The sequence below is a fragment of the Mycobacterium sherrisii genome (assembly GCF_002102355.1).
Lineage (GTDB): Bacteria > Actinomycetota > Actinomycetes > Mycobacteriales > Mycobacteriaceae > Mycobacterium > Mycobacterium sherrisii.
In genome coordinates this window covers 1-14218 of record NZ_LQPT01000044.1, presented here as the reverse complement: position 1 = coordinate 14218, position 14218 = coordinate 1, and the positions used below count along the sequence as shown (strand labels likewise).

The following is a 14218-nucleotide window of genomic DNA, read 5'->3' as shown; positions in this document are numbered from 1 at the left end:
CAGCCCGCTACGCCGCCACCTGTACCCACCAATGAACGACTCTCGTTCGCCGTGGACCAGTTCACAGGGTCCGGTCAGATGCTTATCCCGTCGGCGAGATGGTCGGCCAGACGCAGATCGGCGGCCACGGTGAGGGCCTGTGTCATCCAGGCCCCGCTCATCAGCGTAAGCAGCTTGGTCGCCGCGAGATTTAGGTTCGGTGCCAAAGTGGGTCCTAGTCTTTGCATGATTGGGTACGCTTAACGGTGCTAACCCACCCTCGCGATGATACCAATTACACTGTGGTACAGGTGATCTGCCAGCGGCACCGCTGACGATCACGTGAACGTTGGTTCCTTTGAGTGACGCGCCAATAAATACTGTATGCGGGTTATCGCCGCCGCTGTTAGGTGCCACAAGACTGTTCAACTGAATGTCATGGGGTCGATCCGGAACTAAGAAGGGGGAGACGTTGCAACGGTGGGACAATGACGACTGGGATCTGTCGTCGAGTGTGGGGGTCACTGCCACCATGACGGCCGCCGCTCGGGCTGCTGCCACTAATGCGCCGGGCGCCATCATCAACGACTATCTCGCCGAGCCTTTGGTGCGGGCCGTCGGCATCGACTTCTTCACTCGGTGGGCAGCACGGCAACTGCCGAGTGAAAGCGACGACGCGGGGCTGGGATGGCAACCGATGACTAACGCGTTGGCGGTTCGTACCCGCTATTTTGACGACTTTCTCCTAGATGCGTGTGCGGCGGGCATCCGTCAGGTGGTGTTGCTCGCGTCTGGTCTGGACACTCGCGGCTATCGACTGGCCTTGCCGAAGGACACCATGCTGTTCGACATCGATCAGCCAAGGGTCGTTGCCTTCAAGGACGCCACTCTGTCAAATCTAGGAATCGCAACGTCTATCCAGATCCGCTATGTAGGTATCGATTTGCGGAAGGCCTGGGATGCGGCCCTGCGGCAAGCAGGTTTCAACGTTGCTCAACCGACGGCATGGGTTGCCGAGGGACTGCTAGCCTACCTGCCATCGGGTGCCCAGGATCGGCTCCTGGATACCATCACGGCGCTCAGCGCAAACGGTAGCCGCCTGGCAGCGGAAGTGTTCAGGGTCCGCAACATGACCGCTCTGAGCGACACGGCCGCCAATGTCGGTACCGTGGTGTTCGTCGACGTCGACGACACCGCCTCGGAGCAGGTCCGGAACCGAGCGCGCCACATTGCCGAGCAATGGCAAAGCTTCGGCCTCAACATCGATATGAAAGGGCTTGCATATCAAGATGACCGGAGTGATCTAGCCCGATATCTGCGACGGCAGGGCTGGACGAGCACAACAGCTTCGATGTCGGACCTATTTGCCGCCAGCGGGCTGACCCTGCGCGGCGACCAGCGAAGCGGTGACGCGTTCGCCGACAACTACCTCTGCACCTCATTCAGGCCCTAGACCCAGGCAGGTACTCAGGTCTGCCGTGCCGTTCGGTCTACTTGCGGTTCGAGTCTGCTCCGGTTGCAGTGAGGATCATCCGGGCGACGAGCTGCGGGTCATCAAACATCGGCACGTGGCCAACACCGGGGAGGATTTCGAACACGGCCCGCGGCAGGCGTTTTCGCGCTTGATCCACATAGCTGTCCGGGGGGAGCGTCGCATCCAATTCCGACCAGCCGATGGTTATCGGACAGGGGAGTGGGTCCAATGGTGCAATCTCCCAACTCCCGTCAATGATGTCGATAATCGCTGGCGACGCAAGAAAGTCGGTGCACATGTTGAGGGCTCGCGCAGGCGCAAGGCGATGACCGTGGCGGGCGGTGTCGCGCATCGTGAGCCGACGCAATCTTGCTGACCTGAACATCAAGGGGTTGATTGTTCGCGTGAGGCGAGCCATCGTTCGGGCTGTTTTGAACTTCTTCATCAACTGTGGTTGTTGACCGTCGCCGGCGGTCCAGAAGCCGGCGGGCGAAAGCGCACAGACGGTTGCCGCTCGGCCGCGGCGCGCCAATTCGATCGCCACGTATCCGCCTAGTGAATTGCCGGCGAGGTGTGGCCGATCAAGTCCCTTTTGGTCGAAATACTCCTGCGCCGCGTGGACCACATCACCGATCGTGACCGGCCGACGCCAAGCCGGTGGCCCGCCAGGGTGGCCAAGCGCATTCGGCGTGAACACCCGGTGGTACGGGGACACCAGGGGAACTACCTCCTGCCAGGCGCTTTCGGCTGTCATGCCCAACCCGTGCAGCAAGACCAACGGTGGCTTATCGGGGGTGAGCCCCTCCTTAGCTAACATATGCCTTTCCCTCTCAACACAATCAGCGCCTGGCGCCGAGTTGGTGGCGTGGATGCGCGTGGGGGTTGTTGGTCAGGCGGAGGTGCCCGTCGGGATCGGTGTCAAGTTCCGCGATGAAGGTGAGACTGCCGGTGCCGCGGCTCGTTGCGCCAGGACATTGCATGACGATGTGCACCGGCTGGATTCGGTGGATGGGCCGCGTGGTTGTTCCGTCAGGCAGGACGATGTCGGTGGGGTGGGAGACGTCATAGGAGTCAACCTCGAGGTGCTCGGTACCGCGGTAGATGCCGTGGCCGTGCCCATCGTTGTAGCCGCCGTAGCCGAGGCCTTGCATCGCGACGGCCGGGCCAGCTGCGGTGGCGTCGACGGTCAGCGGGTCTCCGCTGCTGGTCGTCATGTCGAATCGGACATGGTCAAAGCGCCGCGGTCGTCCATCGTCGACGAAGGTGGCGTCAATGGCTAGCGCTTCGGCTGAAAGTCTTGCCCCGCTGTCCTTTTCGAGTATCTCTGTGGTGATGTCGGTGCTGTAGTCAAGTTGGCTGATTTGGATGTGACCACCGTGAGTATCGGTTGAAAAGAACAGGAACGCAAACCCAAACCCGTGGGGAGTGAGGCTGGGGCCGGTGACCGGTTCGGCGATGCCGATCCGCGAGCGCACACCCCACGAGTGGTCGCGGCATGCCCACCAGGAGTCGATCCGGTCGCGTTTTCCGTCGATGTTCAGCCAGCCGCTGACCGAGCCGGTTTGGTCGTAACGAAGGTAGTCCTCGACGATGCGGCCATTGACCCGATTGAAGTGGGGGAGTTCTTCTTGGGCGGGTAGCTCCGCGATCCAGTCCAGCTCGCCGCAGACTTGGCCGTCGTTGGGTTGAATGCTCAAATGAAGGTGTTGCATCGGTCGGACCACATTGACCCGCATTGGGCCGCAGGCGAATTCGTAGCTTGGTCGCAACTGTCGGGATGCGCGCACGTTGTACTGGGTGCTGTTGTCGATGACGACGAAGCCGCTGTCGACGACATTCATGTTTTGGTACACCGCGATGGTGAACTGTAATGCCCGCCCCGTGGTGGGGTCGGCGGCAGCAAACCAGAAGCGGTCGAAGAACCGGGGGTCGCTGGTGCCAACATGATCGAAGGTGGCCGGTATCTGATGCCATGGGGAATCATCAAGCGCGGTCAGCAAGTCAACTCCTCAACTAAAACTTCTCGTGGCCAACGCAACTGAAGCGCTCAACCCGTTCCCGGAAGTAGGCGGCCGTCGCCAGCCGCCCTGCAGTACTTTTGACAATGATCGGTATCGATTGCTCCAGCCGTTCCCTGACCTCGAGGTGATGCTGCTCCAGCGCGCGGATGTCAGACCAATCGAGGGGATGCGGGGGCACGGCTTGTCCGACAAGTTCGAGGATGGCAGCGGTTCGCAGGCTGTCCCACCTGAGGAATTCGGGAATGGCGTGCCAGGTCTCGGACAGTGTCTTCAGAGTGCTGGCGGCGCCCAGCAGAACGTCGCGTGCGTAAGCGTCGTCAAGTCGCTCCGCGATGACGCCGGTCAGGATTGCGGCGACACCAGCGAGTTGTTCGGAGACAGTCGGCCGCATCACGCACCGATCTGGTCGAGGAGAAGCGCATACATCGGAACCGGGTTGGGGAAAATGCGGTCTGAACGCTGTTGCAGGAATGAGTGGTGGCCCGTCAGCACGATGACCATGAGCTTCACATTAGCCAGTACCCTCCACCACTGCACCCGGTCCAGATTGACCACGATGCCGGTCTGCTGAGACCACCGCTGCAACAAGTCATTTGGCTCCCAGGAGCCGGCGATGGTGTGTTCATAGGCCCGCAGTGGGTTGGTGATCCAGCCGAGGTCTTCATGGGGATCACCCAGGTGTGCGGTCTCCCAGTCGAGGACGGCGGTGACGTCCCCGTCTTCGAGCAGGACATTGCCGGGTTTGAAGTCGCCATGCACCAGGGTCACTGCCTCGTTGCCGGGCACTGTGTCGCGCAACCAGGAAAGCACAAATGCCAGTTCGGGTTCGGGCTCGAATTTGACCTTCTCGAGCTCAGCCTCCCAGTGGTCCAACGCCGCGGCCGCTGCCTGATTTCCGGGGTTCGCGAGGTGACGGCCCAATCCTATGGCGCGCCAGTCGACGCGGTGGATATCGGCGAGTCGATCGTAGATCCGGTGCGCAATCGTCAGGCGCTCAGTCAGTGGCGCATTCCCATTGAGGACAAAACCATCGCACCGCCCGGGCGACAAATCCATGATTAAGGCCGGCCGACCCAAGCGGTTGCCGTCTGGGTCGGCCCAGCGCAGGGCGGGAGCGGGTACATCGGTGTGCCGCAAGGCCTCCAGCACGGCGCGTTCGATCCGCCGGTCAGTGCTGAGCACGCTGCCAGACGGATCTCGTCGGGCGATCAGCCGGTGCACGATACCGTCCCAGATTGCGTCGAACAGCCAATTCTCCCGGGAGAATCCGACGGCAGTACGGCGTAGGTTTTCCACCTTGACCGTTGTGGCAAGCTCATCGCTCAACCAGTCGGTCAGCTGGTCACTGATGCTCATAACGCGATCTTGTAGAGCTTCGCGGCGTTGTCGGACAGCACCTTTCGCAAGATGTGGTCCGGAAGGGACGCCATTGATTCGGTGACGTATTGCGCGGGTCCGGTGGCCGGCGTCTTGGGTCCAGGGTGCTGACAGGTCGGGTGGGGGAAGTCGGTCTCGAACAACATGTTTTCCGGGTACGCCAGCAGCGCGGGAATCAGCACAGCTTGCTCGTACCAAAAGCAGCCGAAGATCTGACGTCGAAAGTACTCAGATGGCAGCAAGTCATATTCCGGGTGCTCGTCGATCACTCCACCGTTGCGCCACTGCCAATCGAAAGCTTCCAATGCGGCGGGAATCATGCCGACGCCACTTTCAACCGACACGAACTTCACGTCGGGGAAGCGCTGGCACACACCACCGTGGATGAGGTCTGAGATACAGCGCATATTGTCGGCCCACAGCAACGACGACATCCGGGAGAAGTTGGCCCGGAAGCCCATTTCCACTCCGTTAAGGATTTGCTCGGCGATGCGGCCGCCGCCGATGTGAAAGTTGACGGGGACCTCGGCGTCGCGCGCGATGCTCCAAACCGGGTCCCAGTGACGGTCCCACAACGCAGGTTGACCATGGACTCGCGGGTCGTTGCAGAAGTTCACCCCGCGGTGACCATTGTTTAGGGCTCGCTCGACCTCGGCTACCGAGGCGTCGATGTCCCAGAATGGAACGGACACGATCGGCAACAGTCGGTCGGGGGCCACCGAGGCGAAATCGGTTTGAAAGTCGTTGAAAGCCTTTACGCAATCCAGGGCGAACTCAGGGTCGCCTCGCTCCAGCCAGGCCGCCGCTCCGAAGCCACCCAGGTTGGGGTACAGCACATGCGCACGAATGTTCTGCTCATCCATGAAGGCCACCCGCGCCGTGGGATCCCAGGCGGCAGGATGCATGTCGGCATACGTCGCCGGGCCGTCGGGCAGCGTGCCGTCATATCCGGCCATTGCGGTATTGCCGGGCCGCGCGAACGGTTCCCCGTTGATGACCCACATGTCCCACCCATCGATGCGCTCGATGTGGGGGATCTGATCTCCGTACTTGGACGGCATCCGGGCAGTCCAGACGTCGGGCGGTTCGGTGATATGCGTGTCGACATCGATGACGGCGTAGCTCTCAAGCACCATTGTTGTCTCCTACGGGATCGTCGCGGTACCCGTAGTAAACAACATGAATTACTAAATCGCAAGGGAGACAGCTCCAAGGAACATATCAACCAGGTTGCGGCGGAATGTGGCGTCGTCTACGAGATGGTCGCGACGCTTCGGGGAAGCACGCAACGCCGCGGCGTGAAGAAAGCTGTTGGTGGCCACAGCAACTCGTTCGTTCAGAATGTTGCTCGGGAGCTGCGGCAAGTGGGTCTGCAGCAGCTGGTAAGCGTCGGCCTGCAGAGTGTCACCGATCAGGCCCACGATCTCGTCAAACGTCATTGATAGATCATTGAAGAGCTGGCTGAAAAATCGGACGGCGCTGCGCTGGTGCGCCGACCCGGTTGCCATTTCGGCAAAGGGCAAGACGAACACCGCTGCGATTGACCATGCGTCGTCAGCGCACACCAGAAGCTCCTTGCGCCGCATGACAAGGGCCGGAAGCTCGCGCTCTAGCAGCGCATGCAGCAGTCCATCCTTATCGCCGAAATGGTGCTGCACCGCGGCTGTGTTGTTCTGGCCGGCCGCGATTCTGATTTCGCGCAGGCTGGTCGCGGCGATACCGCGCTCAGCAAACAGCTCGAGGGCGGCGTCGAGTAGCTTCTGCCGAGCGGGTTCAGGACTGCGTGGCACGAACGCAGCCTACGGCGGGCGGCCGCTTGTGTGGGAATTTGAACCAACTTTCCGTGATCTCAATCCCGGCAATGCCTTGGACCAGCATCGCAGCCACCTTGCCCCGATCCCGACGTCCGGCGCACGGGTACGACGGTGGCGGTCCACCTAGGCTGGCGACGTATCCCTGAGGGAATCATTGTGGCACGTGCAGATCCACGGGGGCACTGCGCATTCCAGCTGAGCTGAAGGCAAGCGCGGTCGCTCAGACCGCACGCACCGGGCGGCTCATTGTGCCTTGAGCACTCGACGACGCGTTTACCCGTGCCGACGGAATCCGTGCCGCCACCCGGGCGCTGCAGCGCCCGCTGGTGTCCTGGCTATCGACGCGCGGGCCGATCGACGATCCGCGCGCCCCGAAGACCACCCTGGACGCCGCCACGGTCGCGCAGTGGCGCGCCGCAGCGAACCTGCAAGCGCTCACTAGAGCCTGGGCCGCCCAGCCGCCGGCCGATGCCGTGTCGGCTGCGGCTGCCATGCTGCGCTGGCGGCGCCGCGACGTCGAGCTGCGTCGCGGCCCCGACCTGGGTCAGCGACGCCACGCCATCGCCGCGCGAGACGACCCGTATCGCAGCCCCTGGGGGCAACAATCTTCACGAATCTTGTTCGTAGGGAAGCTAACCCGAATGCCGCGGGACCGGCGTGTGAGGCTCTTCGGGGTCAGCGGCCCTTCTCAGCGGCTTCTCAGCGGCCCGTCTATACCCTGGCACTATGGTTAAGTTCGGTTGTTTGTCCGCAGGCAACGCACACGTTGCGGTCTCAATCAAGTGACGCGGCATATGGTTTGGACGTGCGTCGATGCTGACCAACGGCATGGGCTAACGGCAGGCGTGGGTGGCCCGGCTCGATCGCTGCGACCTGGCGAGTTGGCGCATGCGTCGGTGATGGGTGCGCTGTCCGCCGCGACCGCGATCATCGCGGTCGTTCTTCCGCACGTGGGGGCGCTGGGGCTGCTGGGCGCGGTGCCGATGGGGCTGTTGGCGTACCGCTACCGAATCCGGGTTCTGGTCGCGGCGACCGTCGCTGCTGCGGTGATCGGCTTCCTGGTGGTCGGTGTGAGCGGTGTGGGGGCGGTCGCGCTGTGCGCGCATGTCGGCGGGCTGGGCGGATTCGTGAAACGCCGCCACCGCGGCATGCCGACCGTGATCGCGGTGTCCTTCGTCGCCGGCGTCGTCATCGGCGCAGTGGCAGTAATCGCGTTGACCGTTCTTGCGCGGTTGCGGGAGCTGATGTTTCAGGCGATGAGCGCCGCCCTGGATGGCGGCGTGACGGTCCTGACCCGGGTGCCGCACCTGCGCGCGGCCGCGCAGGGTTTCCAGACATTGTTCATCGAGGTACTAGCTTACTGGCAGTGGCTGGTCCTTGGATACTCCGTCGTCGCGACGATGGGGGCTTCGCTGATCGGTTGGTGGGCACTTTGCTGGGTGCTGGAGCGCCTCGGCGGTATAGGCGATCGACACAAACTCGACGCGACCGCGGACATCGGGCCGATTCAGCCCGTCCCGATGCGGCTGGACGAGGTGTGCCTGCGCTATCCAGACGCCGACCATGATGCGCTGCGTCCTGTCAGCCTTGACGTGCGGTCGGCCGAATATGTCGCGGTCACCGGCGCCAACGGCGCGGGAAAAACCACTTTGATGCTGATCCTGGCCGGCCGGGAACCGACGTCGGGCAGCATCGAACGCCCCGGCGCGGTGGGCCTTGGACAACTCGGTGGCACCGCCGTCGTCATGCAACACCCGGAAAGTCAGGTGCTGGGAATACGAGTCGCCGACGACGTGGTCTGGGGGCTCCCACCGAACAAGACGACCGACATCGACCGACTGCTCGGTGAAGTCGGGCTGTACGGGTTCGCCGAACGCGACACCGGCAGCCTATCCGGCGGCGAACTGCAGCGCCTGGCCGTGGCTGCGGCACTGGCGCGGGAACCGGCGCTGCTGATCGCCGACGAAGTCACCAGCATGGTCGACCAGCAGGGCCGCGACGCACTACTGGCCGTGCTCTCCAGTCTGACCGCCCGCTACCAAACCGCCGTAGTACACATCACCCACTACCACAACGAGGCTCAGCACGCGGACCGCACAATCCATCTCAGCGATTCGCTGGACAACACCGTGATGGTCGAGACCCCCTCTGCGCCGGCGCCGACGGCTGCGATGGTCCACCGATCCGGCGCCCCGGTGCTTGAGCTCGCCGGTGTTCGTCACGAATATGCCAGCGGCACCCCCTGGGCGCAGATCGCGCTTCGCGATATCAGTTTTGTGGTGCACGAGGGCGACGGGCTTTTGATCCACGGCGACAACGGCTCGGGTAAGTCGACACTGGCGTGGATCATGGCTGGGTTGACCACGCCGACCGCCGGCACCTGTCTGCTCGACGGGCGGCCGGCCTGCGAGCGGGTTGGCGCAGTGGCGCTGCAATTTCAGGCGGCGCGACTGCAGTTGATGCGCGGTCGTGTCGATTTGGAAGTGGCCTCGGCGGGCGGCTTTTCGCCCGACGACCACACCCGGGTGGCCGCGGCGCTGGCCGCCGTCGGCCTGGATCCCGCGCTCGCGAACCGGCGTATCGACCAGCTCAGCGGCGGCCAGATGCGCCGCGTGGTTCTGGCCGGATTGTTGGCGCACTCACCGCGCGTATTGATCCTCGATGAGCCACTCGCGGGACTGGACGCGGCTAGCGCCCGGGGTCTGGTGCGGCTACTCGCTGACCGGCGACGTGAAACCGGTCTGACCGTAATTGTCATTTCGCATGACTTCGCTGGGCTTGAGGAGCTGTGTCCGCGCACCCTGCACCTGTGCGCCGGCCGATTGGACCCCGCGTCGGCTCCTGGCCTGGAAAGCGTCGACGGAACCGGGTTGTTGGCGATCGCCGCGGTGCCGACACCGGTCCACCGCCCGTCTCGCCCCGTGGTGCTACTGCGGCCGGTACCCGGGCATTCGGCCATTCACCAGCTGTGGGCGGGCACCAAACTGCTTGTCGCTTTTATTATGTCGATGTTGTTGACCCTGAGCCCGGGATGGCTGGCGATCGGGCTGGCGGCCGTACTTGTGCTGGTGGGAACGCGGGTCGCGCGTATTCCCCGGGGTGTGCTGCCCTCACCGCCGCGCGGGTTGTGGATCGTGCTGGTTATCGGCGGTGCCACTGCGGCTTTGGCCGGTGGCGGTCCGCAGATCCAGGCGGGCGTGGTCACGCTCCACCTCGGCGGCCTGTTGGAATTCCTGCGCTTCACCGCGCTATCGATCGTGCTGCTGGGGATGGTCGCGCTGGTGTCGTGGACTACCCACGTCGCGGACATCGCGCCGGCGGTGGCCACTTTGGGCCGCCCGCTGCGAGCACTGCGGATCCCGATCGACGACTGGTCGGTCGCGCTGGCGCTCGCACTGCGGACCTTCCCGATGCTGATCGACGAATTCCGGGTCCTCCACGCCGCCAGGAGGTTGCGACCCAAAGACGTAGGGCCGAAGCGCGGGGCTGGTATCCGGCGATTGGCGTCGGAGGTGATCGACTTGGTCGTTGCGATCATCACCGTGACGCTTAGGCGAGCCGACGAGATGGGCGATGCCATCACCGCGCGCGGCGGCACTGGCCAGATCTCGGCTGTTCCGTCGCGGCCGCAACGGGCTGACTGGGTGGCGCTGGTGCTCGTGTCGGCAGTGTGCGCCGCGGTCTTGACAACCGCGCCGCTGTGAGGCGCCCATCAAGCAGTGCGCGTCTACCTATCATAATGTGACCAGGCTGACTCAGGATCCTTCCTGCAACGGTGGTTCTTGCTTGTTGCCCCGATGTTCGCGACCAGTGCGCTGGCCAATGCAAAAGTCTGGCGCCCCAAGGTAATTCGTCACTGTGACCTATTACGGGCGCCCCAGCCCGCAGGGTGGGGCAATTGGCGCTGCCGGCTATGGTGCCGGGCAGTCGGGCGTCGCTCAAGATTTCACCTAACACCCGAATCATTCTCTAGTGATTGAAAGATGGGCCACCCTCGGCTTCTGCACAACCACCGCAGCGGCTCGTTCGAGACTGTAGACGTCGGGAACAGTGCCAACAGTTAACTGGTAACGGTGCGTGCTCGACAGGTGCGAGTTGCTGCTGCTGTGATTCGTAGGGGAGAGCTATGGGGTGTAACCGCGTCTAAGCCCGGCGAGCACGCGTTCTATGGCGGCCTGGACGTCGCTGCGGATGCGTTTGCGTTGACGGTGCGCGCGTCGTGGTCGATCTAATCTTCGAACCAGAACACGGGGGCAAGCCGGTATGCGTATCAGAATCGGTTTTCCAGCTATTCAGCTAAGCCGGTGTTGGACGAGGCCGAAACTGACGTGAGGCCCTACGGCACCGATGTGCCACGGAGACGTCTTGACTCCCCGGGTAAATGCACAAGCCAATTCGCGCACGGCGAATCTGAAGTGATGCGTGAGTCGCCAGTGTCGTCGTTTCAAGTTCGGGGCAAAGCCGTGTCCCGCTCGCTCGCATCGAGGGCATCGCGGCGATGAATACATTGTCAAGCAACGTAACCCGCAGTAGCTCTCGGATAACGGTGGGTGTTCAAGAGGCTCGAGCTCATGTTCTGATTTACAGTTAACAGTGCTCACCCTCCTTGGATAGTCGCGGCAAGACGACTGCGGAACTCCTCCAAACCGATTGGACGTTCGGATGGGTGGTCCTTTGCGCGGGCTACGAGCGCTGACATCAGCTTGGCGGGATTTCGAAAGGCATCGATCCGGTTCGATAGTCTGGCGAGTAGAGGCTTCGGATCCGCAAGTAGTGGCCAATCGTTATCCCACCGCTGGTCTAATGCACTTTCCATGTCGGCCAGAATGCTGTTGAGCGACGCGGCGCGGTCCAGGTTGACCTGCGCATAGTCCTTCAAGTAGTCGGCAATCCTTGTGAACCGGTCGGCATCAGTTCTTTCAGCCGGCGGCGGCACTCGCCTTGTTAACTCATCTCGGACTAGCTTTTCCAATACATCTTGTTTTAAGAGTGCCGCGTCCTCGCGCAACCATTGTTCAATCTCGACGTCTGTGTGGGCTAATCCAACGGATCTGCAGACCGATCCAATCAGCTGTGTCTCGAGAAACATCGACTCGATTGCGCGTCTCGGCCACACGTACAGCCTGGCGTGCTGTTGCATCAGCGAATCGCGTTCTTCATCACTCATCAGATCTCGGTCTCGTAGACAGAGCCAGGGCAAGCCGGCGGGAATCGATTCGAGTGCTGAGTGCCGATCCATCACTTGAAGTGCGTTTCCGGCAATGACAATGTGTGTGCGGCCGAGTTCTACTGGGAATAGTGCTCGCAGCCATTGCGCATCGGTTTCGCCCTCAACGACTAGTAACATGTCGCTCTGGAAGACGTCGGCTGGAGTTATGCCTAGTGCTGCGATGAGGTCAATCCTCGCTGGGTTGTCGCGCAAGCGGCTGACCTGGTTGACATTCTCGTCTGTGGGAGCTTCCACTTGGACCAAGCCCTCGAGTGGAGATGCGGCGATCAGATTAACCGAGTGGCTCACTACTAGGACTTGCGAGCGATTTGCGAGGCCCTTCATCGCCTCGAACAGCGCTGCTTGTAACGTGGGATGTAGATGCTGCTCCGGCTCGTCGATGCACAATATGCCCCCGGACGCGGACAGGCGCCGCACAAAATACATCATTGCGAGCATTTCCTGCTCGCCACTACTGAGGTCACCGAGTGAATGTTTGTGGCCCGAAGGGATCTGGATTTCGATGTTGCTGCCTCGCGAGGGATCGTATTGAGGAAGCAATAACGATTTTCCAGTTGCAGAGTCGAATGCCGCCTGCAGCACCTGATAATCGTCGGTCACATCAAGGTTTTGCCGGGTCGCCAGGAAGTTCTGGTAATCGAGTGTCACGAGGTAGCTCCCCACACTCGGCAAAGACATAGGTGCCCGCTGGTTGATGAATTGGTCAAGCATTTGGATTCGCTCCTGATCAACTCGCTCGTGACTAAGCATGGCGAGATCGACCGACGGAGATTGTGTATTGGGCACCAGCCTGTTTGCTGGTAGTAGGTCGACGACGCTGAAGGGGTTCTGACGCTGAAACTCGCGGTTCCGCAGGATTTGCACAGCAGGCGAATCTCGATCGATGCGATCGCCACCCGCTCTTATTCCGGTCTTGGAATATACAAGTGGCCCACGTTGCACTTCGCCGCCGTTAAACCGGATGTGCCAGTCATTTACTACTGCCCATTCGTCGTCAGTTAGACCGACTTCGACTTCGACGGTTGCTTGGTCAGACCAAGGCCCGACTCGTTGTGCCATCGGATACCGCTCTGTCCAGACTCCGACAACCGCCTCGAGGAGAAGTGATTTTCCCGTTCCATTTCGTCCACTAATGGTGACTACAGGCTCGTTGTCCAGATCCTGCAGGTTTGCGTGCGCAATGCCCTTATAGTTGCGAATCGATATCCCTTTAAGCCTCATGGCAATTCAGAACCTCCAATCCATCGACGTTTTGCCTAAGCTTCAATCGAGTCTGGTCGCGACGTACCGCGCATACGTCGATGCTGACGCACGGGCGTGAGCTTCCAACGTCTGTGGGCTGTAGCCCAAAGTCTCGGCGAGGATCGCGATCGGCGTCGTTTGCGTCAGTTCGTTGAGGGTGCCCAGGCGCGCTTCGAGGGCAGCCAAGACGGGTCGTAGGTGGTTCCGCAGGGTCGACGGCGTGATGTGCATGCCGGGGCGGTAGCCGCGAAATACCCAGGGCGAGTTGGGATGCGCCGCGGTTTGACTGTTGTAGTTGCTTGCGGCCAGCGTGCGCACGGGTTCGTCGAGAGGCGACGGTAGATCTATCGGAAGGCCGGCCAGGTCGACCGTCACCATGTCGGCGGTGATCCTTACCTGTCTCCAGGTCAGGGCCGCAACGTCTTCGGCATGTTGAGCGAAGATGATCATCAGGATCGCGGCGAATCGGTCGCGTGGGTGAAGCGTCTGCTGGTGTACAACTTGTTCGATGACGGCGTTCTGCTGTGCGGTCGACATCCTGGGCGCGGTGCCGCGGCGATGAGGGGTCACCTCGAGGTCCGAAGCGATGAGCTTGGTTTTGATGGCCCATCGGATGAAACGCAGGATGTGTTCGCGCGTAGTGGGTCCGGTTGACTGCCACAGGTCAATATGAGCCTGAGTTACCCGTTCGACGGTGGTGTCGTGCTCGGCTGCCAACCAATTGCAGAACTCGATCGTGACGGTGACCGTCTGCTTGGCGCCGAGGAATGCCGAGTCGGTCACGGGGTTCATTGATCGGAGTCGCTTCTCGAGCCCCCATCGGATGAAGCGGGCGATTACTTTTCGGTGTTCGTCGGTGGTGATCCGCTGCTGAGCGGTGATGGCCCAGGCCTGGAACCTGGCTAGCCTCTCGTCACGTGACGGAAGGGCGCCGTGCTCGACTAGGAGGCTGCGCATGTAGTTAGTTGTATGAGGCCATGACATTGGTGACGCCGGTGGCGAGTGGGTCTGCTGCACGGATAGGTGACAACTGAGATGGCTTGCCCAACGTGGGCGGGCTGGAAGGATGTCACCATGGCAC

11 protein-coding genes are annotated in these 14218 nt (G+C 61.9%); 2 read left to right on the top strand and 9 right to left on the bottom strand.

Annotated elements, in window-relative coordinates; translation table 11 throughout:
• Positions 1 to 74: 74 nt before the first annotated feature.
• Entirely contained in the window at positions 75 to 206 is a 132-nt protein-coding gene (locus AWC25_RS27660; protein ID WP_264034367.1) for a hypothetical protein, read from the bottom strand.
• A gap of 245 nt (positions 207 to 451) precedes the next feature.
• Between AWC25_RS27660 and AWC25_RS08310 the strand changes: the two genes are divergently transcribed.
• A complete protein-coding gene (locus AWC25_RS08310; RefSeq protein ID WP_142278741.1) occupies positions 452 to 1432 on the top strand; it encodes an SAM-dependent methyltransferase in 981 nt (326 codons plus the stop codon).
• Positions 1433 to 1469: 37 nt separating this feature from the next.
• Here AWC25_RS08310 and AWC25_RS08305 read toward each other — a convergent pair whose 3' ends face one another.
• Genes AWC25_RS08305 through AWC25_RS08280 form a run of 6 tightly spaced genes read right to left on the bottom strand, consistent with a single transcriptional unit; the run spans position 1470 to position 6641 of the window.
• Entirely contained in the window at positions 1470 to 2270 is an 801-nt protein-coding gene (locus tag AWC25_RS08305; RefSeq protein WP_084229585.1) for an alpha/beta fold hydrolase, read from the bottom strand.
• Positions 2271 to 2292: 22 nt separating this feature from the next.
• A complete protein-coding gene (locus AWC25_RS08300; protein ID WP_069402934.1) occupies positions 2293 to 3453 on the bottom strand; it encodes an Rv3169 family protein in 1161 nt (386 codons plus the stop codon).
• Positions 3454 to 3466: 13 nt separating this feature from the next.
• The gene (locus AWC25_RS08295; protein WP_142278740.1) at positions 3467 to 3865 is read right to left on the bottom strand and encodes a hypothetical protein; all 399 of its coding nucleotides are present in this window, start codon (positions 3863 to 3865) and stop codon (positions 3467 to 3469) included.
• Entirely contained in the window at positions 3865 to 4830 is a 966-nt protein-coding gene (locus AWC25_RS08290; protein WP_069402936.1) for a phosphotransferase family protein, read from the bottom strand. Before AWC25_RS08290 ends, AWC25_RS08295 begins: the two co-directional genes overlap by 1 nt.
• Complete coding sequence (locus AWC25_RS08285) at positions 4827 to 5987, bottom strand: amidohydrolase family protein (protein WP_085166611.1); 1161 nt, start codon at positions 5985 to 5987, stop codon at positions 4827 to 4829. The genes AWC25_RS08290 and AWC25_RS08285 overlap by 4 nt, the downstream gene beginning before the upstream one ends.
• A gap of 51 nt (positions 5988 to 6038) precedes the next feature.
• Complete coding sequence (locus AWC25_RS08280; protein WP_061555858.1) at positions 6039 to 6641, bottom strand: TetR/AcrR family transcriptional regulator; 603 nt, start codon at positions 6639 to 6641, stop codon at positions 6039 to 6041.
• A gap of 923 nt (positions 6642 to 7564) precedes the next feature.
• On the opposite strand from AWC25_RS08280, the gene AWC25_RS08275 reads away from it, so the two are divergent.
• Positions 7565 to 10369: an ATP-binding cassette domain-containing protein gene (locus AWC25_RS08275; RefSeq protein WP_085166610.1), complete on the top strand. Its 2805-nt coding sequence runs from the start codon at positions 7565 to 7567 to the stop codon at positions 10367 to 10369.
• Between the two features lie 893 nt (positions 10370 to 11262).
• Here AWC25_RS08275 and AWC25_RS08270 read toward each other — a convergent pair.
• Positions 11263 to 13116, bottom strand: coding sequence for an ATP-dependent nuclease (locus AWC25_RS08270; RefSeq protein WP_085166609.1), 1854 nt, complete (start codon positions 13114 to 13116; stop codon positions 11263 to 11265).
• A 42-nt stretch (positions 13117 to 13158) separates the two neighbouring features.
• Entirely contained in the window at positions 13159 to 14094 is a 936-nt protein-coding gene (locus AWC25_RS08265; RefSeq protein ID WP_244899475.1) for a hypothetical protein, read from the bottom strand.
• Between the last annotated feature and the right edge of the window lie 124 nt (positions 14095 to 14218).

Coding starts and splice junctions, on each gene's coding strand:
- AWC25_RS08275 (WP_085166610.1), top strand. CDS start 7,565: ATGGGTGCGCTGTCCGCCGCGACCGCGATCATCGCGGTCGTTCTTCCG.
- AWC25_RS08265 (WP_244899475.1), bottom strand. CDS start 14,094: ATGCGCAGCCTCCTAGTCGAGCACGGCGCCCTTCCGTCACGTGACGAG.
- AWC25_RS08270 (WP_085166609.1), bottom strand. CDS start 13,116: ATGAGGCTTAAAGGGATATCGATTCGCAACTATAAGGGCATTGCGCAC.
- AWC25_RS08305 (WP_084229585.1), bottom strand. CDS start 2,270: ATGTTAGCTAAGGAGGGGCTCACCCCCGATAAGCCACCGTTGGTCTTG.
- AWC25_RS08295 (WP_142278740.1), bottom strand. CDS start 3,865: ATGCGGCCGACTGTCTCCGAACAACTCGCTGGTGTCGCCGCAATCCTG.
- AWC25_RS08285 (WP_085166611.1), bottom strand. CDS start 5,987: ATGGTGCTTGAGAGCTACGCCGTCATCGATGTCGACACGCATATCACC.
- AWC25_RS08290 (WP_069402936.1), bottom strand. CDS start 4,830: ATGAGCATCAGTGACCAGCTGACCGACTGGTTGAGCGATGAGCTTGCC.